At 32.8% G+C, this 22,755-nt stretch carries 21 protein-coding genes and 2 pseudogenes; 9 read left to right on the top strand and 14 right to left on the bottom strand.

All coding sequences use genetic code 11. The features are described 5' to 3' along the window. The first annotated feature begins 10 nt into the window (after nucleotides 1-10). Nucleotides 11-154: a hypothetical protein gene (locus ACFS3A_RS02600; RefSeq protein ID WP_379823775.1), complete on the top strand. Its 144-nt coding sequence runs from the start codon at nucleotides 11-13 to the stop codon at nucleotides 152-154. 597 nt (nucleotides 155-751) lie between these two features. Beyond that, nucleotides 752-1,816: a tetratricopeptide repeat protein gene (locus ACFS3A_RS02605; protein ID WP_379823776.1), complete on the top strand. Its 1,065-nt coding sequence runs from the start codon at nucleotides 752-754 to the stop codon at nucleotides 1,814-1,816. A gap of 57 nt (nucleotides 1,817-1,873) precedes the next feature. On the opposite strand, the gene ACFS3A_RS02610 is transcribed toward ACFS3A_RS02605, so the two are convergent. Continuing rightward, entirely contained in the window at nucleotides 1,874-2,536 is a 663-nt protein-coding gene (locus tag ACFS3A_RS02610; RefSeq protein WP_379823777.1) for an endonuclease III domain-containing protein, read from the bottom strand. Nucleotides 2,537-2,658: 122 nt separating this feature from the next. Here ACFS3A_RS02610 and bcp point away from each other — a divergent pair, with 122 nt between their 5' ends. Beyond that, nucleotides 2,659-3,111 carry a thioredoxin-dependent thiol peroxidase gene (gene bcp, locus ACFS3A_RS02615; protein ID WP_379823779.1) on the top strand — a complete coding sequence of 151 codons (453 nt, stop codon included), beginning with the start codon at nucleotides 2,659-2,661 and terminating at the stop codon, nucleotides 3,109-3,111. A gap of 269 nt (nucleotides 3,112-3,380) precedes the next feature. Here bcp and ACFS3A_RS02620 read toward each other — a convergent pair whose 3' ends face one another. Beyond that, nucleotides 3,381-4,841 (bottom strand): TonB-dependent receptor, encoded by a 1,461-nt coding sequence (locus ACFS3A_RS02620; protein WP_379823780.1) that lies wholly within the window; start codon nucleotides 4,839-4,841, stop codon nucleotides 3,381-3,383. An 89-nt stretch (nucleotides 4,842-4,930) separates the two neighbouring features. On the opposite strand from ACFS3A_RS02620, the gene ACFS3A_RS02625 reads away from it, so the two are divergent. From ACFS3A_RS02625 to ACFS3A_RS02635, 3 genes are read left to right on the top strand one after another with little or no spacing between them, the layout of a single operon-like run. Continuing rightward, nucleotides 4,931-5,695 carry an MBL fold metallo-hydrolase gene (locus ACFS3A_RS02625; protein ID WP_379823782.1) on the top strand — a complete coding sequence of 255 codons (765 nt, stop codon included), beginning with the start codon at nucleotides 4,931-4,933 and terminating at the stop codon, nucleotides 5,693-5,695. A gap of 12 nt (nucleotides 5,696-5,707) precedes the next feature. Continuing rightward, nucleotides 5,708-6,211, top strand: a complete 504-nt coding sequence (locus ACFS3A_RS02630; protein WP_091491319.1) for a hypothetical protein — start codon at nucleotides 5,708-5,710, stop codon at nucleotides 6,209-6,211. A 47-nt stretch (nucleotides 6,212-6,258) separates the two neighbouring features. Next, the gene (locus ACFS3A_RS02635) at nucleotides 6,259-6,693 is read left to right on the top strand and encodes a hypothetical protein (RefSeq protein ID WP_379823784.1); all 435 of its coding nucleotides are present in this window, start codon (nucleotides 6,259-6,261) and stop codon (nucleotides 6,691-6,693) included. Between the two features lies 1 nt (nucleotide 6,694). Here the strand turns inward: ACFS3A_RS02635 and ACFS3A_RS02640 are convergent, their stop codons facing one another. From ACFS3A_RS02640 to ACFS3A_RS02665, 6 genes are all read right to left on the bottom strand, one after another. Then, nucleotides 6,695-6,997, bottom strand: coding sequence for a helix-turn-helix domain-containing protein (locus ACFS3A_RS02640; protein WP_379823785.1), 303 nt, complete (start codon nucleotides 6,995-6,997; stop codon nucleotides 6,695-6,697). Nucleotides 6,998-7,014: 17 nt separating this feature from the next. Further along, on the bottom strand, nucleotides 7,015-7,353 hold the full coding sequence (locus ACFS3A_RS02645; protein WP_379823786.1) for a type II toxin-antitoxin system RelE/ParE family toxin: 339 nt from the start codon (nucleotides 7,351-7,353) through the stop codon (nucleotides 7,015-7,017). Between the two features lie 161 nt (nucleotides 7,354-7,514). Continuing rightward, entirely contained in the window at nucleotides 7,515-8,159 is a 645-nt protein-coding gene (locus ACFS3A_RS02650; RefSeq protein ID WP_379823787.1) for an alpha/beta hydrolase, read from the bottom strand. A gap of 126 nt (nucleotides 8,160-8,285) precedes the next feature. Beyond that, nucleotides 8,286-8,612 carry a hypothetical protein gene (locus ACFS3A_RS02655; protein WP_179007593.1) on the bottom strand — a complete coding sequence of 109 codons (327 nt, stop codon included), beginning with the start codon at nucleotides 8,610-8,612 and terminating at the stop codon, nucleotides 8,286-8,288. A gap of 4 nt (nucleotides 8,613-8,616) precedes the next feature. After that, nucleotides 8,617-9,867 (bottom strand): dihydroorotase, encoded by a 1,251-nt coding sequence (locus tag ACFS3A_RS02660; protein WP_379823788.1) that lies wholly within the window; start codon nucleotides 9,865-9,867, stop codon nucleotides 8,617-8,619. Nucleotides 9,868-10,015: 148 nt separating this feature from the next. Then, nucleotides 10,016-11,944: a BatA domain-containing protein gene (locus tag ACFS3A_RS02665; protein ID WP_379823789.1), complete on the bottom strand. Its 1,929-nt coding sequence runs from the start codon at nucleotides 11,942-11,944 to the stop codon at nucleotides 10,016-10,018. A 314-nt stretch (nucleotides 11,945-12,258) separates the two neighbouring features. On the opposite strand from ACFS3A_RS02665, the gene ACFS3A_RS02670 reads away from it, so the two are divergent. Continuing rightward, nucleotides 12,259-13,371, top strand: coding sequence for a lactonase family protein (locus tag ACFS3A_RS02670; protein ID WP_379823790.1), 1,113 nt, complete (start codon nucleotides 12,259-12,261; stop codon nucleotides 13,369-13,371). 126 nt (nucleotides 13,372-13,497) lie between these two features. Here ACFS3A_RS02670 and ACFS3A_RS02675 read toward each other — a convergent pair whose 3' ends face one another. Further along, nucleotides 13,498-14,847: a DEAD/DEAH box helicase gene (locus ACFS3A_RS02675; protein WP_379823791.1), complete on the bottom strand. Its 1,350-nt coding sequence runs from the start codon at nucleotides 14,845-14,847 to the stop codon at nucleotides 13,498-13,500. Between the two features lie 223 nt (nucleotides 14,848-15,070). Here ACFS3A_RS02675 and ACFS3A_RS02680 point away from each other — a divergent pair, with 223 nt between their 5' ends. Further along, complete coding sequence (locus ACFS3A_RS02680) at nucleotides 15,071-15,691, top strand: hypothetical protein (RefSeq protein WP_379823792.1); 621 nt, start codon at nucleotides 15,071-15,073, stop codon at nucleotides 15,689-15,691. Nucleotides 15,692-15,707: 16 nt separating this feature from the next. Here the strand turns inward: ACFS3A_RS02680 and ACFS3A_RS02685 are convergent, their stop codons facing one another. From ACFS3A_RS02685 to ACFS3A_RS02700, 4 genes and pseudogenes are all read right to left on the bottom strand, one after another. After that, entirely contained in the window at nucleotides 15,708-16,472 is a 765-nt protein-coding gene (locus tag ACFS3A_RS02685; protein WP_379823793.1) for a TIGR02757 family protein, read from the bottom strand. Further along, the gene (locus ACFS3A_RS02690) at nucleotides 16,465-18,165 is read right to left on the bottom strand and encodes an LIC_10190 family membrane protein (protein ID WP_379823794.1); all 1,701 of its coding nucleotides are present in this window, start codon (nucleotides 18,163-18,165) and stop codon (nucleotides 16,465-16,467) included. Before ACFS3A_RS02690 ends, ACFS3A_RS02685 begins: the two co-directional genes overlap by 8 nt. A gap of 2 nt (nucleotides 18,166-18,167) precedes the next feature. Further along, nucleotides 18,168-18,605 (bottom strand): annotated as a pseudogene (locus tag ACFS3A_RS02695) (ABC transporter ATP-binding protein); the annotation flags it as partial. Between the two features lie 216 nt (nucleotides 18,606-18,821). Next, nucleotides 18,822-19,046 (bottom strand): annotated as a pseudogene (locus ACFS3A_RS02700) (ATP-binding cassette domain-containing protein); the annotation flags it as partial. A gap of 265 nt (nucleotides 19,047-19,311) precedes the next feature. Here ACFS3A_RS02700 and ACFS3A_RS02705 point away from each other — a divergent pair. Further along, nucleotides 19,312-19,596 carry a hypothetical protein gene (locus ACFS3A_RS02705; protein WP_379823796.1) on the top strand — a complete coding sequence of 95 codons (285 nt, stop codon included), beginning with the start codon at nucleotides 19,312-19,314 and terminating at the stop codon, nucleotides 19,594-19,596. 42 nt (nucleotides 19,597-19,638) lie between these two features. Here the strand turns inward: ACFS3A_RS02705 and ACFS3A_RS02710 are convergent, their stop codons facing one another. Continuing rightward, on the bottom strand, nucleotides 19,639-22,386 hold the full coding sequence (locus ACFS3A_RS02710; RefSeq protein ID WP_379823797.1) for a T9SS type A sorting domain-containing protein: 2,748 nt from the start codon (nucleotides 22,384-22,386) through the stop codon (nucleotides 19,639-19,641). Between the last annotated feature and the right edge of the window lie 369 nt (nucleotides 22,387-22,755).

Raw genomic sequence — 22,755 nt, forward strand, 5'->3', positions numbered from 1 at the left:
TTTTACAAGTATGGCGAAAATTTACTCAAAAAAAGCAATAGCTTCTAAAAATCTTAAACCTAATAAAGAAGTAGTTTCTTTTATTTTAAACTATTCTCAAGCTTTGACAGTAGTTAAAATTGAAGAAAAAAGTTTCGAGATTATAGCTAATTAAACAACCCACTGCTCCTGTCGGATGTTTAGTAAAATAAAACCAAATGGTCGTTTTGGTTAAAAGGCTCACTGTTTGTATGTACATCAAACAGTGAGTTTTTTTATGTAAAAATATTCTTCAAATTCCTTCCTCGGGACTAATACGGATTTCTTTTTGTAGCTTATATTTTTTTTATAAGTATTTTATATCAGTTTTTTGAAGTTTTGTTAAAATTTAATATTTTGACCCGATTTTGTTTAGATATTTAATATTTAATTTTATTTTAGTTAAAAACTAGTTTTTTATTCATTAAAAATGCTTTTAAGGAGTGTTTTTCATATTGTTGTATTCATTCGGATTTTCAATTAAAAGAATAGTAAGCTAAAAATAAAATACTTAACCCAAAACCTGATTACTTATGAAGAAAAATTACCCTGTCTTATTTAGTTAAGTTTGATGTCTATTTGATTTTAGCAGAAATATTTGTGCCAGAAGATATTTCCTGCTGAAAGAATAGCTGCTATCGATAATTGTTTAAACCAGTTTTAATTATCTGTTGTAGCTATGTTTCAGAAATAAAAAGAAAAATCATTTAACCAACCAAAACTTAACCGAAAAATGAAAGAGAATATTAGAATGTTATCCTGCTTATTACTAATAAACGTTTGCGCTTTTGCTCAAAAAGACCGAATTAAAGAAGCGCAATCTTTATACGATAAAGGAAAAAGCGATGAAGCTTTAGCAATTTTAACCAAAACGGAATATCTCATCCTTAATGCCCCGGACGAAGATAAATCCGATTATTATTTCTTAAAAGGAAATGTTTTAAAAGATTTAGCCTTAAAAAATATTGATGCTGCAAATAACTTCACATTGGCTGCTCAATCTTACCAGGATGTTTTTTTGTATGAAAATGAATCAGGTAAATTTAAATCGACTGTTAAAGCTAACATAGCACTGAAAGATATGAAAGCAGGTCTTGTTAACGGAGCAATGGCAGATTTTAAAGCCGGAAAATTCAAAGAAAGCGCAGAGAAAAGTTACAAGGTATATTTGTTTGATAAAAAAGATACATTAAACTTAGTAAATGCAGCAGCATCTTCTATAAATGCCAAAGACTACAGTTCTGCGGTTACTTATTATGAACTATTGAAAAAAATCAATTTCTCTGGAAAAGGTGTTTTGTATTACGCAACAAATAAGAAAACCAAAGAGGAAGATGTTTTTATTTCACCAAAAGCAAGAGAATCGGCTATTCAGCAAGGTTTTTATGAAAAACCAAGAACAGAATCAGTTCCTTCTAAAAAGATAGAAATTAATAGCAATTTAGCTTATTCCTATATGGAAAGAAAAGATTTTCCTAAAGCTGAAGCAACATATAATTATGTTTTAGAATTAAACCCTAATTATATTGATGCCTACATTAATCTCGCTTATTTGAAACTGCAAATCAAAAAAGACTTATCTGATGAAATAGCAGCATTAGGAACCTCTAAAGCAGAAATGCAGAAATATGATAAATTAAGTGCAGTAAAAGATGATGTAACAAGAAGTGCAATTCCATACTTAAAAAAGGTGTTGGCCATAGAACCTAAAAATCAAGATGCGACCAAAGTGTTATTAGGAGTTTATAGAGCTCTGGATATGACTGCCGAATACAATGCTTTGAAAGCAGGAATGTAGTTTTTTAAGTTACAAAGATACAGAGATACAAAGGCACAAAGTTTTTTTCTTTGTGCCTTATTTTTTTGAAACCGTTTTTTCCATCTCTTCAATTAGAGATTTTTTTCCAACTGTTTTAGTAATAATATCTTTTTCTAAGCTCCAACCGCGTGCCGGCGAATATTCACGTCCGTACCAAATAATCTGAAGGTGTAAATCGTTCCATAAATCTCTTGGAAATAATCTTTTAGCATCTTTTTCAGTTTGAGCTACATTTTTCCCGTTCGATAAATTCCATCTGTACATTAATCTGTGAATATGTGTATCGACTGGAAAAGCAGGAACTCCAAAAGCCTGAGACATTACAACACTTGCTGTTTTATGTCCAACTGCAGGTAATGCTTCAAGTGCTTCAAAGCTCTGCGGAACTTCTCCATTATATTTCTCAATCAAAATCTCAGATAAGCCGTGAATTCCCTTTGATTTCATTGGTGACAAGCCACATGGACGAATGATTTCTTTAATTTCCTCTATCGACATTTTAACCATATCATAAGGATTATCTGCTTTTGCAAATAACAAAGGCGTAATCTGATTCACACGAACATCGGTACATTGTGCAGACAGCAAAACTGCAATCAGAAGTGTATAAGGATCTTTGTGATCAAGCGGAACAGGTATAGTAGGGTAGAGTTCTTTTAATTTGTCAATAACAAATTGCACACGAGCTTCTTTATTCATTTTAGTCTTTTTAATCCCGTAAAAATAATGATTTATAAGTTATCAAGTTAAGAGTTATAAGTTATAAGTTATCTTTGTGAATAAATCTAAATTCAACAATCTGAAATCTAAAATAACAAGATATGACAACATTAAAAGCAGGAGATAAAGCACCCAATTTTTCAGGAACAGATCAAGACGGAAAAACACATAAACTGGCAGATTATGCTGGAAAAAAGTTAGTAGTTTTCTTTTATCCAAAAGCAAGCACGCCAGGCTGTACAGCAGAAGCTTGTGATTTAAGAGATAATTTTCACCGTTTTCAGGCTAATAATTACGAACTTTTAGGAGTAAGTGCAGATAGTGCAAAAGCACAAATTAAGTTTAAAGATAAATATGAATTACCTTTTCCGCTAATTGCAGACGAAGATAAATCGGTTATCAATGCTTTTGAAGTTTGGGGACCAAAGAAATTTATGGGAAAAGAATACGACGGAATTCATAGAACGACTTTTGTAATCGACGAAAAAGGAATTATCGAAGAGGTAATCGAAAAAGTAAAAACTAAAGAACATGCTTCACAGATTTTGAAATAGAGATTTTTTGTTTCAGGTTTTCCTTGTTTCAAGTTTCTTTACTTAATGCTTAGTTTTAACGCAAAGTACGCTAAGTTTTTTTATGAGCCAAACTTAATAAACCCGCAAAGTTCGCAAAGCTGAATCTAAATAAAGCTTTGCGAGCTTTGTAGGTTTAAATGCTCTAGCTCAAATAAAAAAACTTAGCGTACTTAGCGTTAAAAAAATACTCGCTCCAACAATAACTTCAAACCTGAAACAAAAAAAGCCTCTGTAAAGAGGCTTTTATATTAAGTATTTTGTTCCAATTCTTTTTGTGGATGGTATCCGAAAAGGTGATGTTCCTTGATGATTTCTGGAATTCCAGGTGGTAACATTGGTTCCCAGCCTTTTTTTCCCTGATTGATCATTTTTAGAACTTCTCTGGAGAAAACTTCCAAAATATTTGGGTCGTAATCTTCAATATCAACCACTTTTCCGTTGAATTTAAAGAATTTGTATAATTCTTTCATTCTAGGATGAACTTTCAGGTTGTTAGAATTCATTAAACTTCCGTCTTCATCTAACATTGGGTATAAGAAAACTTTCATATCACGATAGAATAATTTTCCGAAAGCTTCCAGAATTCCACCGCTTAAATGACGGTAATATTTCTCGTCAAAAATATCAACAAGGTTGTTTACACCCATTGCCAGTCCCATACGGGCTTTGGTATAATTAGCGAAGTATTCAACAACTTTATAATATTCCTGAAAATTGGAAATCATTACGGTTTGCCCTAAGGAACAAAGTAGTTCGGCTCTGTCCATAAAGTCACGTTCGTCAATTTCTCCGTCAGAACGTAAATTTGAAAGCGTGATTTCGAAAATAACCAATGTATTGTTTTTTTCAACCTTATTTTCCTGAAGGAACATTTTTAATGATTTTTCATACATGTCCATATTTACCTTAGTAACCGGACGGAAACTTCCTCTTAAAGCCAAAAGATTCTTTTTGTACAGAATTGCAGCAGGTAAAATGTTTTTTCCTTCCGGGTTAAACATTACGGCATCTGTCATTCCGTTTTTAACCAACTGTAAACTCATCAAACGGTTATCAACGTCGGCAAAACGCGGGCCGGAAAAGTTAATGGTATCAATCTCTAATTGATCTTTGTCTAAGTGATCGTATAAGTAACGAAGTAAACGTTTAGGATCGTTGTATTTGTAAAAAGCACCGTAAATTAAGTTAACTCCTAATATTCCAAGTGTTTCTTGTTGTAATCTGGCGTCGGTCTCTTTAAAACGAATGTGAAGAATAATTTCGTTATAAGCTTCGTCTGGTTCAATTTGGTATCGAATTCCAACCCAGCCGTGACCTTTGAATTGTTTTGCAAAATCTATTGTAGCTACTGTATTGGCGTAACTGAAGAAAAGTTTTGTTGGGTGTTTTTCTCTGCTCAAACGCTCTTCGATAATCTGACCTTCATGTGTCAGCATTTTTTTCAAGCGTTCTTCCGTCACATATCTCCCATCATTTTCAGCACCATAAACGGCGTCACTAAAATCTTTGTCATAGGCAGACATTGCTTTTGCTATCGTTCCTGATGAACCTCCGGATCTGAAAAAGTGTCTAACTGTCTCTTGTCCAGCTCCAATTTCAGCAAATGTTCCGTAAATATTCTCGTTTAAATTAATGCGTAAAGCTTTGTCTTTTATAGAAGGAATCTGTTCGATGACCTTGTCACCTTTGAGTTTTATTTCTGTACCCATTTTGTTTTAAATAGATTTGTTACAAAGTTAGTAAATTAGGAGTCTAATGAAAGAGAAATAATCTATTTTTGTAAAAAAATTAAGTTCAATTGAAGGTTTATTTTTTAGGTACAGGTACTTCTCAGGGCATTCCGATTATCGGAATCGATCATCCAGTTTGTAAAAGCACTGATGCTAAGGATAAAAGGCTTCGTGTATCCATCTGGATTACATGGGACGAAAATTCTTATGTAATAGATTGCGGTCCTGATTTCAGACAACAGATGCTTTCCTGCGGATGTCGAAAACTGGATGCAATTCTATTTACACACGAACATGCAGATCATACTGCAGGATTAGATGATATTCGTCCATTTAATTTCAGACAAGGCGAAATTCCGATTTACGGACATCAGCGTGTTTTGGATAATCTAAGACGTCGTTTCGATTATGTTTTTGAAACCGTAAATAAATATCCCGGAGCTCCATCGGTTAAAACAATTGAAGTGGAAAACAATGCTCCGTTTGCTGTTGGCGATAAAACGGCTATTCCAATAAATGTAATGCATGGCGAATTGCAGGTTTTTGGTTACCGAATAGACGATTTTGCTTATTTGACAGATGTAAAAACAATCGATCCAACTGAAACGGAAAAACTTAAAGGTTTGAAAGTTTTAGTCGTAAATGCTTTACGTGTAGAACCTCATGATACTCATTTTAATCTGCAGGAAGCGCTTGATTTTATAAACCTTGTAAAGCCTGAAAAAGCTTATTTAACACACATCAGCCACGTTTTAGGTTTTCACGAAGAAGTGCAGAAACAACTTCCTGAAAATGTTTTTCTGGCTTACGATAATTTAGAAATTACCATTTAATTATACCACAAAATGAAAAAATCCTTAATGCTTTATCTTTTTATTCTTGCCATTCTAATGAATGTTTTTACTTACGCATTTTACAGCGGAGAAGTAAAATTTGCGCAAAATAGATATGATAAAACTACTAAGAAGCTAAGAGATAGTATTAATCTAGTGAAAACACAATTAGCCGAAGCTGATTATTTTTCTTTGGAACATAACGAGAATGCTCAAAATTACTTTGACAACAGTGCTTCAGGAGGAAAAGTAATTCTATATGAAAAACTAATTCCGGTTGTAACTGAAAAGTTATTAGACTTTAATTCGAATCCAAAAGGAAACCCTTATACAGGACAAGACCAGATTGGACCAACTAAATTTATCATCAATAAAGTAAAAATTTTAAACCACAGATGGATTATTGCAGATTACAGTAATGGAGAGTTGTGGGGAGAAGTCTTGTTAAAATACTTTGTGGATAACGACGATAATATTACCTTTGAAGTAAATCAAACTTGGTTATATCAAAAATAGGATTTTATAATCCTATTTTTTTTGCTCAATTTAAAACTATTAGGATTATGAAAAAGATTTTTTTGTTTTTGATTATTGCGAGTGCATTTTCTTGTGGAAAAAAAGTTTCTCAGGAAAATAAAGAAAATAATAGTACTCCAAAAGAGCCTCAAAAAGAAACTGTCGTAGGCAGAGATGCTGATTCTCACGGCTGTAAAGCTTCTGCTGGGTATACATGGTCAACACTTAAAAACGAGTGTATCCGAGTTTTTGAAAATAGCACAAGATTGAATCATGCTGAAGATGGAAAAACGTATTCTACGGTTTCGTATGTAATTTTCGACGGAAATAAAGCAGAGCTTTTTTTGGATACTCAAAAAGAATCCATCATTTTAGAAAGAAAATCGGAAGGAGATTCGTGGGTTAACGGCGATTGGCAGTTAATTCCTTGGAAAGGCTATGTTTTGAAGAAAGGAGAGAAGATTCTTTATACTGGAGAATAGTTTAGTATTTTAAATCTGATAATTCTATTTGAAATTTAACTTTAGCTTTTAAAGCAGTAAAAACTTTAATTAAGGTTTCTAAAGTCACATTTCCAGCATTGTTTTCTAATTTTGATATTTGCGCTTTTTGAACACCAATAAGTTTTCCTAGTTCTTCCTGAGTCAAATTTCGTTCTTTTCGGGTTTGTTTGATTGCATTTCCAATTAAATCCATTTGTAAATCATACTCAAATTGATCTCTTTTTGGAGTTCCAATTTTGCCTACAATTTCGTCTGTAACTTGATCTAATGTATATGTTTTCATTTGTTTAAAGTTTAATTTTAATCTTTTTCTTTAAAATAATCGAATCTAATTTTTTTTGCTCGTTCGATTTCATTCACAGGAACTTTACTTTGTTTTTTTATAAATCCATGTGTTGAAATAACAAGGGTGTTTTTTGAATTTGTTTTATCCCAAAATGCTAATAAACGATATTGATTTCCTTGATATAAAGTTCGAAATTCCCAAATCTCATCGTTTAACTTTTTAAAGAGTTCAGGATCGTTGTTGGTTTGTGATTTTCTAATGTTATAAATTATTTTTTCTGAATGTTTCGGTTTTAATTCTTTTAGAAAAAGAAAAGCCTCTTCTAAAAATATAATATCAAAAATTTTATCCATTCTTTTCGTATTACAAAAATACCCAAAAGTTTCCTTGAAAAGAAACTTTTGGGTATTTAATTATTTTTTTGCTTTAATAAACTTAATTAGTTTACAGGACTAAAATACAATATTACGATTTATAAAAAAAAAAAAAATAAATAAGTTTTTTCTTTCTTTTTTTACAAAGCTAACCAATTCTTAAAATCAAAGAAATTCTGAGGTGCAACTCCATGTCCAACTGGATATTCTTTGTAAGTAACCGGAATGTTTAGTTTTTCTAAAATCGCAGGAGTTTTTCTAGCCCATTCAATCGGAATTACTTGATCTACAGTTCCGTGTGAAGCGAATATTGTTAAGTTTGTAAAGTTATTATTTTCAAAACCTTCTTTGATGATTTCTTCATTAAAATAACCACTCATTGCCACAACTCTCTGTATTTTTTTAGGATATGAAAGAGCTGTTGCATAACTTAAAATAGATCCTTGGCTGAATCCGATTAAAGTTACATTGTTGGCATCAATTGGATAATTTGCTACTAATTCGTCAATAAAATTGGCAATAATATCTCTTGAAGTTTTTGCTTGTTCGTTATCTGAAAATTTATTTTGGTCGGCATCAAAATTAATGGCATACCAGGCATAAGCGCCATATTGCAAATCGTAAGGTGCTCTTGCAGAAATGATGTAATAATTATCAGGAAGTTCAGAGGCAAAAGAAAATAAATCAGCTTCGTTGCTTCCGTATCCGTGTAATAACAATAAAAGCGGGTTTTTGTCTAAAATTACTTTTGGTTCTTGTATTTTATATTCTAAAGATAGATTCATTTTTTTAGTGTTCAGTGTTCAGATTTTTAGTGTTCAGTTTGAGCTTTATCAAAGTTTTAAACTTTGACAAAGCTTTATAGCGTCCAGTTTTGGAATTTGGAATTTTAAAACTTGGAATTTTAAAAATTACCCAATTTTTTTAAACCATTTTTGAAATAACTCTCCCACTAAAGGAATCGGTTTCATTTGTCCTTGAATAGCATTAAAAATGCCAAAAGTCCAAAGAATAGAAATGCATATCCACATTGGGAAAGTGATGTAAAAGCTATCGAAATTACTAACGATTGCTCCGAAAGAAATAAAGGTTAAAGACAAACCCAAAGCCTGGCGGATATGAAAAGAAGCAAAACTGTTTTTGTTTTCAGAATTCATGCTCATGGCAATCAAAACACCAACAATCAGAATATAACTGGTAATGGCGATTGGTTTTCCTTCTTCTACTGAATTATTCATTGTATTATTTTGTAACAAGTTGATTTTGATTGAAAATTCCATACACAGATCCTTTAAGTTCTGTTCCTAAAAAGGCAGAATTTTTAGATTTTGAAAGAATGTTTTCTTTTGTGAAAGTTGATTTGTGTTCAGGAGTAAAAAGTGTCAAGTTGGCTTTTGCGCCTTCTTGAATTGTATTGCTTTCCAGACCAAAAACAGTTCTTGCTGAAGTTAATTTTGCAACTACAGTTTCTAATGGTAAAACAGTCAATAAAGCTCCAAAAGCGCTTTCTAAACCAATAGTTCCATTTTTAGCTGTGTCAAATTCCATTTTTTTGAATTCAATATCAATCGGATTATGATCTGAAGTAATCATGTCAATTGTTCCGTCAGCAACTCCGTTTAGAAGAGCTTGTCTGTCAACTTCTGTGCGTAAAGGAGGTGTTACTTTAAAACGAGTGTCAAATCCGTCCAGTTTTTCATCTGTCAAAACCAAATGATGAACAGAAGCACTGCAGGTTACGTTTAATCCTTTTGCTTTAGCTTCTCTAATCAATTCAACCGATTTTGCTGTAGAAATCGTCGGAATATGAAGTTTACCGCCTGTATATTCCAATAAAAATAAGTTTCTTGATATTTGCAGTTCTTCCGCAAGATTTGGAATTCCTTTTAGACCTAATCTGGTAGAAACAATTCCTTCGTTTGCTACACCGTTTCCTTTGATGTTTGGATCTTGTGAATATGCGATTACCAAACCATCAAAATCCTGTACATATTGCAGAGCGATTTTCAGGATATTCGCATTGTCGATACTTTTGTTGTAATCTCCAAAAGCGATCGCACCGGCATTTTTCATGTCAAAAAGTTCTGCCATATCTTTTCCTTCACTTGCTTTGGTTAAAGCTCCAATTGGGAAAATTTCTGTCGCAAAACTATTTGCTTTATTTTTTACAAAACTTACCTGAGACTGGTTGTCAATAATCGGTAAAGAGTTTGGCTGTAAACCAATTGCTGTAAAACCACTTTTCGCCGCAACATTTAATCCGTTTGCAATGGTTTCTCTGTCTTCGTAACCTGGTTCTCCAAGAGAAACACTACTGTCAAACCAGCCTTGAGAAACATGAAGATCGTCAAATCGTACGACTTCAGCATCATCGTTTGGAAGTGAAACACCGATTTTTTCTATTAAACCATCTGCAATTAAAAGATCAACGGTCTGATTGTGAAACGGACTTTTGGAGTCGATAATTTTGGCGCTTTTGATGATTATTTTCATATGTAGAGAAATTTATTTTTTTTATTAAAAGATTTCGCTTTGTCATTTCGACGAAGGAGAAATCTCACTAGATATTCCGTTCCAAATGTTCTCAGCATGTGTGATTTCTCCTTCGTCGAAATGACATACTAAACGAATAATTTGAAGATTATTTCACAAATTTTATAATTGCCATTTCTAATGCTAAAAATAACAGTGCAAAGATAACAAACCATTTCCAAATTTGGCTGTCAGTTCGCTCAGTTTGTAAGGTGTTAAAAATGGTTGATATGGTATCGGCAGTTTTGAAATCTGAAACCAAATTGGTGTTTACCTGACTCAGATCGCTTTCGGTTCTATTGTAATTAAAGCTAATGTTTTCAATCCATTCTTTTTTGTCAAAAATTCCGTAATTGCCGGCCGTTTCGGGAAAGTCATTGAAAGTTAATTTTACTTTATTATTTAAAATCTGCTGAACCGGAATAAAAGAATCTTCATTTCCTTTGACTTCCAAAATAGCATCTTTAGTCAAAAGAACATCCACAAAATAAGGCTGATTATTTCCAATGGTTAAAGCATTTACACCTGTTTTCTGATTATTCTGCGCTATTTTATAAAACAACGGAACAATCAATGGCGATTGCTGAAAATTAGAATTAGTGCTATTTATCGGAGCTGTAAAAACCGTTATTCCTGCAACCTGATTCTGAACAGCAGTAACAAACGGAGTCTGATCTTCAAATGAAAGCACAGCTGGATAAGAGCTTGAAACAGCAAACGAACTGCTCACTTTCGGATATTGAAAATTCAAGATTTTATTTTCAAAAACACCTGAAAACAAAGGATGATCGAAGTTGATTTTAGTGATTAATTTGCTGTTGGTTTCTAAATTCCCAAATTGAACTTTTCCAAAATTACTCAGTAAATTATTCAAATTAGAAATTGAACTTTTTTCAGAAGGAATCACAACCAGATTTCCGCCTTTAGAAACAAACGCTTTCAAAGTAGTCTGTAATGCTTGTGGAATCTCCATTAATTCATTTAAAATAATAGTATTCTGTTTTTCTAAACTATTGTAATCAAGAGAACTAATGGAATAATTATGATAATTGAATTCACCAGAAGTATAAATTCGGGATAAGAAATTAGCTTTTTCAGGTTCACCAATACTAATTACGTTTGTTTTTTTGTTTTTAGAAATACTGAAAAACAATTTATTATCATAAGTCAAACCATTATCTTCAATGGTTACATAGCCGTGAAAAGCTTTTTTTGGAATAGTAAAACTGATTTTCTTTTTCTTTGCATCAAAATTGACAATCGTTTTGGCAATCAGTTTGTTTTGATTGTATAATGCAGTCGAAACAGGTTTGAAATCTTCTCCGTAAGCCGATAAATTAATGCCGATTTCATAGAAGTTTTCCAAAGTCTGATTGATGTAAACGCTGTCAATTGAAACGTTGTTTTTCTGCTCTGCTTTAGGAACTATGAAGTATGGTTTTTCTTCAAAATCTATATTCTGAATGTCTTTTTCTTTTAAACCAACTGCATCAGTGATAATGACAATATCTTTTTTGTGTGCCGATTTATGCGCTTTGATTTTAGCGGTAATGGCTGAAAGATCAAATGGAGAAGCGCTATATTTTAGATTTTGTAAAGCACTTTTTGAAGCTTTAATATCGGTATTCCAAAAATTTTCGGTGTTGGTTAAAAGCGAAAACTGCGTATTTTCGGGAGTATTTTCCAATAATTCCTGAACCGCTCTTTTTAATAATTCTCCTTTTTTTCCTTTTGCCTGCATACTGAATGAATTATCCAGAACAATATACATTTCGTTTGAAGCATTTTTACTGTCAACAGCTTCAAAAAAAGGTTGAGCAAAGGCTAATATGATGCAGGTTAGCAATAATAAACGAGTCGCTAATAAAAGTCTTTTTTTAATTTTGGAACTTTTACGAGTCTGAATGGCAAGTTCTTTTAAGAATCGAACATTGGTAAAATAGGAAGTTTTAAAACGTCTTAATTGAAATAAGTGAACCAAAATTGGAACGATCAATAAAAACAGAAAGTATAGAATTTCGGGATGTTTAAAATGCATTCTGGCTTCGATTTACTTCACTACGTTTTGTTTTTCGCGAAGATGCTGGTCAAAAATACGAATTAAAAATTATTTTAAACCATATAAGTTCATGTAAGAAATTATAAGCACTGCAGATGAACCGGAAAAAAAAATACAGTTGAAACCATATAAGTTCATATAAAAGATTATAAGTTGAGTTCTGAAAGCTAAAATGAACTTATATGACTTATATGGTTAATAATAAAAATGTAACTTTTGTAATTTCTTTTGTAACAATCAAGCAGTTTCAGAACAATATTATTCCTTATTTTAGCTGATTAAAAAAACAAACTATGAAGAAAATATATCTAGTTTTATTTTCTGCTTTATCATTAACCACGGTTAAAGCTCAAAATAAATTCAACTTATTGGTAGGAACTTACACCAACACCTGTCAAAGCAACGGAATTTATGTTTATGAATTCGATGCCTCAACAGGTAATTTTAAAGAAAAGAATTCCTCAGAAAATGTAATCAGCCCGAGTTATTTATCGGTTTCTGCAGATAATAAATTTATATATGCCGTAAACGAAAACGGAAATCAAAGTGCGGTTAGCGCATTTGGATATGATTCAGCTTCCGGAAAAGTAAAATTTTTAAATTCAAATGCTTCTTTGGGAGCTGATCCTTGCCATTTAATTAATGATGATAAAAACGTAATTGTTGCCAATTATTCTGGTGGAAATATTGTTGTTTTTAAGAAAAATGCTGACGGAAGCATTACAGAAGTACAACAATTAATTCAACATGAAGGAAAAGGGCCAAACGCAGCGCGTCAGGAAAAAGCACATGTTCACATGGTAATGTTTTCTCCAGACAAAAAGTTTGTTTTGTCAAATGATTTAGGTTTAGATAAAGTATTCATTTATAAATACAATCCAACTTCTAAAAACGAAATGCTGACATTAAAAGGAAGTGTTGATGTAAAACCAGGAAGTGGCCCAAGACATTTGACTTTTAGTAAAGACGGTAAATTTGTTTATTTGGTTCAAGAATTAGACGGAACATTAACAACATTAAGCTACGACAAAACAGGAAATTTAAAAGTAGTTGCTGAAACGAGTATTCTTCCAAAAGGATTTACAGGCGGAACTGGTGCTGCAGCAATCAAGACTTCACCAGATGGAAACTTTTTATATGTTTCTGACCGTGTAGATGCGAACTCTATTTCAGTTTATAAAATCCAAAAAGATGGTGCTTTAGAGTTAGTAGAACAACAAAGTACTTTAGGAAAAGGACCAAGAGATTTTGCTATTGACCCAACTGGAAATTATCTTTTAGTTGGTCATCAATACACAAATGATATTGTTATTTTTAAAAGAGATATCAAAACAGGAAAACTTTCTGATACAGGAAAAAGAATCGAATTGTGTTCGCCGGTTGGATTGGTTTTTACTAAAATATAAAAAGGAGCTAAGCTACTAAGATAAAAAAGCTCAAAAGTTTAATATGAAACTTTTGAGCTTTTTATTTTTTTAATGCAAAAAAACTTAGAACGTCAGTTCCTTACAATCTTAGCATCTATAAAAAGATTATTTTCCGTCTTTTTTCTTCTTAGCTCTTGTTTTTAGCATATTTCTGTTAACAGAACCGTGAGTTTTCTTTTTGGTTTTTGAAGGACCACCAAGGTTGACTTTTTGGTTCTTTTTGGCTTTTTCGTGGAAAGCGCCATCACCATCCAATTTAGGTTTCTTCATTAGAAACTTAACAGGTTGTCTGTCTTTTTCAGGGCCGATTAATTTATCTGAGATTTCAACTTCTTCAGGAAAATCAGCAATTTTAAGTTCTAAGTTCATTAAAACTTCCGCTTCGATTTTGTATTCTTCTTCACGAGGCGTTACAAAACTGATTGCAGTTCCGGTAGAATCGGCACGACCGGTACGACCAATTCTGTGCATGTATTGTTCCGGTAATTCAGGAAGTTCAAAATTGATAACGTGCGAGATATTAGAAATATCCAAACCTCTTGCCATAATATCAGTAGTAATAAGTCCGCGAAGATTTCCTTCCTGAAATTCAGCCATTGCACTCAAACGATAATTTTGAGATTTATTAGAGTGAATTACTCCAAACTGACCTTCAAATAGTTCTTCAATGCGCGTGTGAAGCATATCCGAAATCTTTTTATTGTTTACGAAAATCAGGATGCGTTCCATGCTTTCGTCTGTTTCCAATAAATGTTGAAGTAAATTTACTTTTGTATTAAAGTTTGGAACGTTGTATGTAATTTGTGTAATTTTTTCAAGTGGAGTTCCTGAAGTTGCCAAAGTAACTTCTTCAGGAAAATCGAAATAATCATTTAAAATAGCATCAACTTCATCCGTCATTGTTGCTGAGAAAAGAATATTTTGACGCTTGGTTTTCATCATTGCCAAAAGTGCCGTCAATTGCGTACGGAAACCCAAATTAAGCATTTCGTCAAATTCGTCGATAACTAGTTTTTGAGTTTCGTCAAAACGAACAACAGCGTCTAAAGCTAAGTCCATTGTTCTACCTGGAGTTCCAACTAAAATGTCAACTCCTTCGTAAACGGCTTTTTTCTGCGTATTGATGTTTACACCACCATAAATTCCTAAAGTTTTAACTGACATGTATTTTGTTAGTTTTTCTACTTCATCTACAACCTGAACGACTAATTCGCGGGTTGGAACCAGAATTACAATTTTAGGAGTATTAGTATGGGTAAACTTGTAAAGTTTTAAAAGAGGCAGTAAATAAGCAAATGTTTTACCCGTTCCGGTTTGTGCAATTCCCATCATATCTCGTCCGGAAGTAATCACTGAAAAAGATTTTTCCTGAATAGGAGTTGGCGTAACAAACCCTAAATCATCTATTGCTTTTTGTACTGATTTTGGAAGATTAAATTTTTCGAAAGTGCTCATTTGCTTTAAATTTTGTGCAAATGTACATTAAAATGACGGTTAGATCACTACAATTTTCGAATCATCTAAAATTTTGTTTGTGTAATGGTTTGATTTTCAGTTTTTAAAAGTGTTTTATTTGCGTTTAATTATATTTAGAAAGGTCTAATGTATTGAAATGATCTGGCGAATATTTTTATTATTTTTGGAAAAAGTAAAAAAAACTGCTAGCAGATTCAACAAGATGGCAACATATTCACAAACCAATATAAAATGTAATGATGTTCAAACTGTAGCAACCGAACTAAAGAAATATTTACGAATTGGAAGAGAAAAATGGTTTGATACTAGAAAACCATGGTTTTATAATGTGCCACACGATGAAAATTCTTTTAATGGTGATAATCTAACAATAGTAGTTTCAAAAATCGATAGTGAGGATTGGGTTGAAGTTGAGTTTGATTTTCAGTTTGGAGTGTATTTTTTTGATGAAATTCTGAAACAAATTTCAAAAAATCTTAATACTGATATTTTGTTAGCCTACTATCAGTCGACTAGTGGTCAAGGTAGGTTAGCGAAATTTAAAAATGGGAAATTGGAATTGTCTTATTATGAAAAGTATCGTTATGAAGTTACTCCTGGAAATGATTCTTATACTGTAGAATCCAATTATGTAGCAGATAATTTTGGAGTTTCTGGTTCAGATATCGAATTACTTAAAAACACAAAATTAGGAGATCAATCTCTAATAATTGATTACGATTTAATAAATGAATTCTATAAAGCAGAGGGCTGGAAAGGTGATTCAGGGAAAAACATATTTTCTGATTGGGACTATTTGCATTTAGAACAATTGAAAAAATAATTGCCAGTTTAAAAATTTAAAACCCTTCAAAAACGCCTAATCCAAATAGGGCAAAATCATATTTTACAGGATCATTAGCATCCATTTCCCTTAGTTTCGTATCTAATTCCAATAAAGCTTTAGCATCGTTTTGCTTTCGCGAAAGAATTCCAAGTTTGCGGGCTACATTTCCGGAATGAACATCGAGCGGACAAGATAAAACAGCAGGCGAAATGGTTTTCCAAATTCCTAAATCGACTCCTTTTGCATCTTGGCGAACCATCCATCTTAAGTACATGTTGATTCTTTTCGCTGCGGAATTATTTAAAGGATCCGAAATGTGTTTTTGAGTTCGGGCCAAATGATCTGTTTCGAAGAATATCTTTTTGAATTCGCTGATGCTCTTTTGTAAACTCTCTTTTTCCTGATTTTTAGCAAATACATTTTCCAATCCATTGTGGTTTTCATAGATGTTTTTTAAACCTTTTATAAAACCAGCAAAATCATTTCCGTTGAAAGTTCTGTGCACAAAAGTTTCGAGTTTGACTAAGTCTTCATCGGTATGCGACATAACGAAATCGTAAGGTGTATTACCCATTAATTCCATCATTTTATGCGAATTTTTGATAATCATTTTACGGTTTCCCCAAGCAATGGAAGCGCTTAAAAAACCCGCAATTTCGATATCTTCTTTTTGAGTAAAAAGATGCGGAATCTGAACGGGATCACTTTCTATAAAATCCTGATTGTTATATTGAATGACTTTTTCGTCTAGAAATTCTTTTAGTTCTGTACTATTCATTTTTGGTAATTTCTTTGGAGTAAAATCCGTCTTTTAAATTATTGGTGCGCATTTGCGGTCTATAATGAAAATATTTTTCAAAATATTCTATCTGCACTTTATTAATGCAAGGTAAATCGCCATTCCCATTTCCCCAGAAAAAATCATTGTTTTGAGGAGAATTATATTTTAAATTTCCTATTCGAATGGTTTCAAACGTGATGCTGTTTTTCGAATTGGAAAAAGGAAAAATAATATTTTGACTGGAAAAATTACTGATTTCCATCAATGAGTTATTATTGGCAAATTTACTCAGATTTATGGAGAAAAATAGAACAATAACAACAGGAATTAAGGAAAGCATTATTAGTATATTAATCACTCTGTTGTTTTTTATCATGCATATCAAACAGAAAAGAGAGAAAAATAAAATGTAATTAAGGAAAAATCGGTATTGCGGAGAGGTTATCAAAAGCAGAATCAACTGTATAACCATCACAAAATAAATGCTCCAATGTGCTTTTTCGTTTTTAAATTTCAAAATTAAAAATGGCGTAATAAGAATCAATAAAACACTGATTTTATTAAATAATCCATTAAGTTTTGACATTGTGATCCATCTTAGAAATAAATCACCGGCAGACATCGAATTATATTTTTCAGGAGTTACGAAATAGCCATAACATTTAATCTGTTCATAGTAAAAGCTCTGAATGGAATTTGGTATAGCATAATCCATATTAATGGAACCAAAAAGGTTTGAGGGAAAAGCAACTGTGCCAGATACAATCAAATTTTTTACAATAAATAACGAGATTAGAATTATTGAAAGTAAAGCTGGTTTTAATAATTCTTTGAATATTGATTTGAAATGAAATAGTAATAAGATAATAGGGAAAACAAAAAATGTTACAGTGGTGTTTTTTATATAGAACAAAAAAAGTGCTAAAATAACCAGTAGATTAAAAGTTTCAGGAGTTAATTTTTTAAAGTTTTCTAAGAAATAGAAAAAGAAGATAAACGAAAAAACATAAACTGGAATATCGGGAGAAGGTGCGCTGATAAATTGAAAGAACAAAATATTAAACAAAGGAAACAATCCAATAATTAAATAATTTGAGTTGTTGTTTTTGAAATAGTCATTCAGTTTTTGAATAGCAAATAGGTTTCCTAAAAGCAGGCAAAAACCGCTTAAATCATTAAAGTTTTGATATAAAAAAGAAAAATTAAAAGCACTTTGGGTAACGTGCCATCCGCTGGTTTGTCCTAGAAAAAGATGAAGATTTGCGAGTCCTTTTACAAAACCATACTCATTTAGCCATTTTATGGTTTGAATGTAATACGATTCATTGTCAATTACAAAAGGAATGGACGCACATTGAGCTAGAATCAAAAAAAATAGAATAATTAGAAAAACCTTTAATGCTTTATTTAATTGTTTTAGCTCAATCCAAAAAGCCGTATAATGTTCGGTTATTGATTTTTGAAATCTGATATATAACAAAATGTTAGTTAGCAGTAATAGAGCATGAAATTCAATGTTTATTCTCCCAAAAATTGCCCATATGCTAGCTAAAATTGTAACTGAAAATAATCCGAGAATAGAAGTGATGACAAAGTTTTTGTTTTTTAACTGAAGAATTTTATCGGTTAGAAAACCTAAGTTTATTGTTGTAAAAAGAATATAGATCCAGCTGATTACAATTAAAACCATATTTAGGAAATAATTTGCCCGTCTGACATTACTAATTTTCTGTCGGCCATATTGGCTAATTCTTCGTTGTGAGTAACAATTACAAAAGTCTGTCCGAATTCATCACGAAGCTGAAAGAATAACTGATGCAGGTTTTCTGCAGAATGTGTGTCTAGATTTCCAGAAGGTTCATCAGCAAAAATAACATCCGGTTTATTGATTAAAGCTCTTGCTACTGCGACACGCTGTTGTTCTCCTCCAGAAAGTTCGCTTGGTTTATGATTAATACGATGGGAAAGTCCTAGAAAAGTAAGCAGCTTTTTTGCTTCAGCTTCGGTTTCTGAAGTTTTTTTGCCCGCAATATAGGCTGGAATACAAACGTTTTCTAAAGCGGTAAATTCAGGTAAAAGCTGATGAAACTGAAAAATAAAGCCTAGGTTTAAGTTTCTGAAATCAGATAATATTCTGTCTTGTTTGCTTTTCTTTTTGAAATAACGATTGTAGTAAAAAAGCATTGAAATTATAGGCAGGAATAAAGTTATGCTTGCCACTAATCTAAGTGTGTCATCGAATATTTTAGTTCTGAAAAATAATAAATAAACAGCCAGAAGTACAATATAAATAGATCCTGTCCAAGTAATTATTTTGAATATTTTTTCTTCTTTTGAATTGCTTTTTTTGATGTCTTGCAATTCAAGAACATTTTTACCATTTATGGTTAAAGAAGAATCTGGTGCATAATCTGGCTTATCCAAAGTTCCCAGAATCTGCAGCAAAGTGGTTTTTCCAGCACCTGATGCACCAACAATAGAAACAATTTCGCCTTTCTTAATATGTAAATCAACTCCTTTTAAAACTTCAAGTTTATCGTAGAATTTATGTATGTTTTTTGCGTGTATCATTTAGTGAAACTGTTTTTACAAAGAAACGAAGTTTATAGTCAATATCAAATTCAAAATCCTAAATTCCAATTTTTAACCGCAAAGATTCGCAAAGGTCTTTTTTTAATTTCTTTGAGAGTATTTAAGTTCGCAAAGCTTTGTGGTTAAGAAATCTAAAATGGGTACGTTTCTTGATATGGGAATTTTAGAAATTAAACTTAATAAAGAAATAAAACAGTTTATGTCAATTATTTTTAATTTCGAATAAACTCAATTAGACTTAAAAATGCAAGACTTAGAGGCTATAGAAGATAACAGAATGTCCAAATTGATCATAGGTTTAATTTTGGACGGAATTGGTATGTTGACTTATTCTGTTTTTGGATTGGGAGAATTTGGAGATATAATTTGGGCGCCAATTGCAGGAGTCATTATGACGAGAATGTACAAAGGAAGAGTAGGAAAGGTTGCGGGGTTTTTGACTTTTGTAGAAGAAATATTGCCCTTTACAGATATTATCCCTTCGTTTACGCTGACTTGGATTTATACTTATTTTTTTCAGAGAAAATAAAAAAGACGGCTTTAAAAACCGTCTTTAGTTATTCTTGATTTCTTATTGAACAATTATCTTCTTAACATATTTTGTTTTTTTAGTTTGCGGATCTACTACTTTGATTATAAAAACTCCTTTAGAATGTAATTGAATAGTTTCCTGAGTGTTCCCTCTAATTTTTTGCTTCACTAATTCTTTTCCGGAAATATCATAGATTTTAAGATCTGAAATTTCGGTTTCTTCATTATCAACATATACAGAAAATGTTCCGTTGCTAGGGATTGGCCATACACTAAATGAATCTTTTGTTGTTTTTGTTATTTCTTCAGTGCCTAAATGTACAGTTTGTCCGCTTACAATATTTACTTTTCGTTTCATAGTACCTCCTTCAGAGTCCGTTACTGTAAATTCGAAAGAGCATAATCCATTTGAAGCTGGTGTAAATGCAACAGTATCTGTGTTTAGTGTAGCGTTTCCGTTTACAACATTTGAAATAGTATAAGAGACACCACTGGTAAATCCTCTTGATAGTTTTTGAATATTAATGTCAATTTTAGCGCCTTCCTGAGATTCATAACGCGGTAATGACATCCATTGCAGGTATTTATCCAGATTCGTATATCCGTCCTGATCTGTATCGGCATTTGCATCTGAAAAATCGCCAATAGCAGAATTTACATTTGTCCCGATTATGGTTTCCCACCAATTTGGGAGACCATCCTGATCAGTATCCCAGTTTGCATCTCTTACAGCAATTGGATAGACTTCAAATCCTCCTGCATCAGCTTCGTTATCAGGAAATCCTGGTTTGCCGGTAATGCTTCCAACAGCGGAATAAGTTCCGTTTAGGGTTTCTGTGATGATTCGCTGATCGTGCTCATCAAATTCAGGCTGTGTACATCCAACATCGGAAAGTACAATTTTATATGCGTTTTTTGCAGATTGAGTAGTTACGTAAGAGGGGAAAAAGGGTGTATTGACAAAATTTTCGAATGTAATGGCAACTCCGGAAGCCTTTCTTCCGGCTGTTTGATTGCTTTCGTCAAAATAGCCCGGCATTACATTTCCGCTAAAATAACATTGTTGAGTTCCGGTTCCTGCACCCTCATTTTGCTGATTGAATGCAGTAAATATTTTGGAACCTGCTCCTGGTTTGTAATAATTGTTTACAAAATTTACTTCTTTGGTTCCTCCATCAGTAGTTCTTCCGCCCCAATTGTAAACAACGTTATTAGTGATATCCATTCTTCCTGCATAAGCACCACTTCCGTCTAATCCACCTCCAAGACTCCAGTTACGTCCATAACAATGTGCTAATAGATTATGGTGGAAACTTCCAATATCACCGCCAATTGTTGCTGCATAACCATGTTCTGTTCCTGCAGGATAATTTTGGTGATTAGCAGCGTTTAAGGCTTCAGAAATTAGTGTTCTTTGCAGGGTAATATTTTTTCCCGATCTGGAGCTGAAAGATTCGTCTATTGTCCAGCTTATAGAGCAGTGGTCAATAATGCTGTTGTCGGCACCGGTAAGTCCCATTCCATCGTAAGTTGGGCCGGCTCCAATTCGAACTCTTAAGTTTTGCACAATAGCATCATTTCCTGTAACTCCAAAAGGAGCAGATCGAATACAGATCCCTTTTCCGGGTGCAGTTTGTCCTGCAACTGTCACATAAGGCTGACTTAAAACCAAACGAGATTGTAACTGGATTACTCCTGAGGTATTAAAAATGATTGTTCTGGGTCCTATATCATTGGTAACAGCTTCACGGAAACTTCCCGGACCGCTGTCATTTAAATTGGTTACAGCTACTACTTTTCCGCCACGTCCACCACGGGCAAAACGTCCATATCCTTCCGCGTCAGGAAAAGCAAGTTGGGCAGGGCGAAAACGCCAGACATTTCCTTTTTCAACTCCGTTTGCTAAAACTTCATCTACTCGCCAGTAATAAGTTGCTCCGGTATACAGTCCGTTTACTTGATAAGAAGTACTGGCTAAAGGCTGATTGCCTTTGTATTCTGGAGAAGAAGGTGTTGCGCTGTTAACAGCCGCCTGATCGGTTCCGAAATAAATGTTATGTGAAACTGCATTTGCGGCAGCTGTCCATTGCAATAATTTTCCTCCAGAAGTCAGTTCAACATGTTCGTCATTTTGTTTCGGATTTGGATTTGTTGCCTGATAGAAAATATTAGGCGTATTAAGTTCAAAACCATTAAACATAATGTTTTTAATGTTTTCAGTTCCTGAAGTCTCAGCCGCGATTAAAATCACAACATCATTTCCTGTTGTGGCTTGAAATTTTAAATAAGTAGATTTAGCATCGGCGGTTTTAAGTGCTCTTACAGATGGAATTAAATTATCGACAACTAAATTTCCATTAATGGAAATGTCAATTGGACTAAAGTTATTTCCGGAAGGACTGTCTACTGCATTAAAAAAAGCAAGTAAGGTATGTTCGCCAGTTGCTAGTCCGCTTATTTTAAGTTCTATTTGTGCACCTTGATTGGCAGTTGTTCCTTTTACGGTTAAGCCGTCACTAACTAATCTCGCATAATAAGGAGCTTGGATTCCAGCTTTGTACCAATTGGTTCCTAAGGCGTCTCCCTTATCTCCAACTCTTGTTACAGTAAAAGTAACACCGTTTTCAGTATAAGTGCTGGTATTTCCGGAAGCAATTACCCAAGAGGTATAATCGGGATCGTTGACTTCTGGTTTAGGTCTTCCTGACTGATCAAAGTCAATTTTAACAATCGGATTTTGGGCAAAAATCTTGGTCGGTGTCGTAATGAGACAGAGTATTGTCGCCATTACGGAGAATTTTAAGTAATTTTTCAGCATTTCAATGTGGTTTGGTTAGTAAGTAGATAATCTTAGTTTGGAATTTTTAAACAGTTGAAATTCAATGTTTAAAATGTTTCGAACTATTGTAAAGTTTGTTATTACCTAAAATAAAACCATCCTGCACCATCCTGTTCTGTATGATGATTTCTTAGTGAATTGCTATGAAAAAAATGTAATGTATTTTTTAAATGCTAAATTTTTAAATTGTTTGTATTTGATAAATAAAGGGATTGCCAACAATAGAAACTGTTTAGAAATGCAAAATTTCTAAAAATGGAAGGATTAAAATAAAACGAAAAAATAGGATTAAGAAAAAATCTTAACCAGAACGGTTTG

Source organism: Flavobacterium notoginsengisoli (assembly GCF_042686225.1).
Lineage (GTDB): Bacteria > Bacteroidota > Bacteroidia > Flavobacteriales > Flavobacteriaceae > Flavobacterium > Flavobacterium notoginsengisoli.

Excerpts from the sequence above, each read along its gene's own strand:
- ACFS3A_RS02710 (WP_379823797.1), bottom strand. The coding sequence starts at position 22,386 with ATGGCGACAATACTCTGTCTCATTACGACACCGACCAAGATTTTTGCC.
- ACFS3A_RS02690 (WP_379823794.1), bottom strand. The coding sequence starts at position 18,165 with ATGGTTTTAATTGTAATCAGCTGGATCTATATTCTTTTTACAACAATA.
- ACFS3A_RS02685 (WP_379823793.1), bottom strand. The coding sequence starts at position 16,472 with ATGAATAGTACAGAACTAAAAGAATTTCTAGACGAAAAAGTCATTCAA.
- ACFS3A_RS02675 (WP_379823791.1), bottom strand. The coding sequence starts at position 14,847 with ATGAGCACTTTCGAAAAATTTAATCTTCCAAAATCAGTACAAAAAGCA.
- ACFS3A_RS02650 (WP_379823787.1), bottom strand. The coding sequence starts at position 8,159 with ATGAATCTATCTTTAGAATATAAAATACAAGAACCAAAAGTAATTTTA.
- ACFS3A_RS02660 (WP_379823788.1), bottom strand. The coding sequence starts at position 9,867 with ATGAAAATAATCATCAAAAGCGCCAAAATTATCGACTCCAAAAGTCCG.
- ACFS3A_RS02630 (WP_091491319.1), top strand. The coding sequence starts at position 5,708 with ATGAAAAAATCCTTAATGCTTTATCTTTTTATTCTTGCCATTCTAATG.
- ACFS3A_RS02645 (WP_379823786.1), bottom strand. The coding sequence starts at position 7,353 with ATGGATAAAATTTTTGATATTATATTTTTAGAAGAGGCTTTTCTTTTT.
- ACFS3A_RS02600 (WP_379823775.1), top strand. The coding sequence starts at position 11 with ATGGCGAAAATTTACTCAAAAAAAGCAATAGCTTCTAAAAATCTTAAA.
- ACFS3A_RS02605 (WP_379823776.1), top strand. The coding sequence starts at position 752 with ATGAAAGAGAATATTAGAATGTTATCCTGCTTATTACTAATAAACGTT.
- ACFS3A_RS02620 (WP_379823780.1), bottom strand. The coding sequence starts at position 4,841 with ATGGGTACAGAAATAAAACTCAAAGGTGACAAGGTCATCGAACAGATT.
- ACFS3A_RS02655 (WP_179007593.1), bottom strand. The coding sequence starts at position 8,612 with ATGAATAATTCAGTAGAAGAAGGAAAACCAATCGCCATTACCAGTTAT.
- bcp (WP_379823779.1), top strand. The coding sequence starts at position 2,659 with ATGACAACATTAAAAGCAGGAGATAAAGCACCCAATTTTTCAGGAACA.
- ACFS3A_RS02635 (WP_379823784.1), top strand. The coding sequence starts at position 6,259 with ATGAAAAAGATTTTTTTGTTTTTGATTATTGCGAGTGCATTTTCTTGT.
- ACFS3A_RS02640 (WP_379823785.1), bottom strand. The coding sequence starts at position 6,997 with ATGAAAACATATACATTAGATCAAGTTACAGACGAAATTGTAGGCAAA.
- ACFS3A_RS02670 (WP_379823790.1), top strand. The coding sequence starts at position 12,259 with ATGAAGAAAATATATCTAGTTTTATTTTCTGCTTTATCATTAACCACG.
- ACFS3A_RS02665 (WP_379823789.1), bottom strand. The coding sequence starts at position 11,944 with ATGCATTTTAAACATCCCGAAATTCTATACTTTCTGTTTTTATTGATC.
- ACFS3A_RS02680 (WP_379823792.1), top strand. The coding sequence starts at position 15,071 with ATGGCAACATATTCACAAACCAATATAAAATGTAATGATGTTCAAACT.
- ACFS3A_RS02705 (WP_379823796.1), top strand. The coding sequence starts at position 19,312 with ATGCAAGACTTAGAGGCTATAGAAGATAACAGAATGTCCAAATTGATC.
- ACFS3A_RS02610 (WP_379823777.1), bottom strand. The coding sequence starts at position 2,536 with ATGAATAAAGAAGCTCGTGTGCAATTTGTTATTGACAAATTAAAAGAA.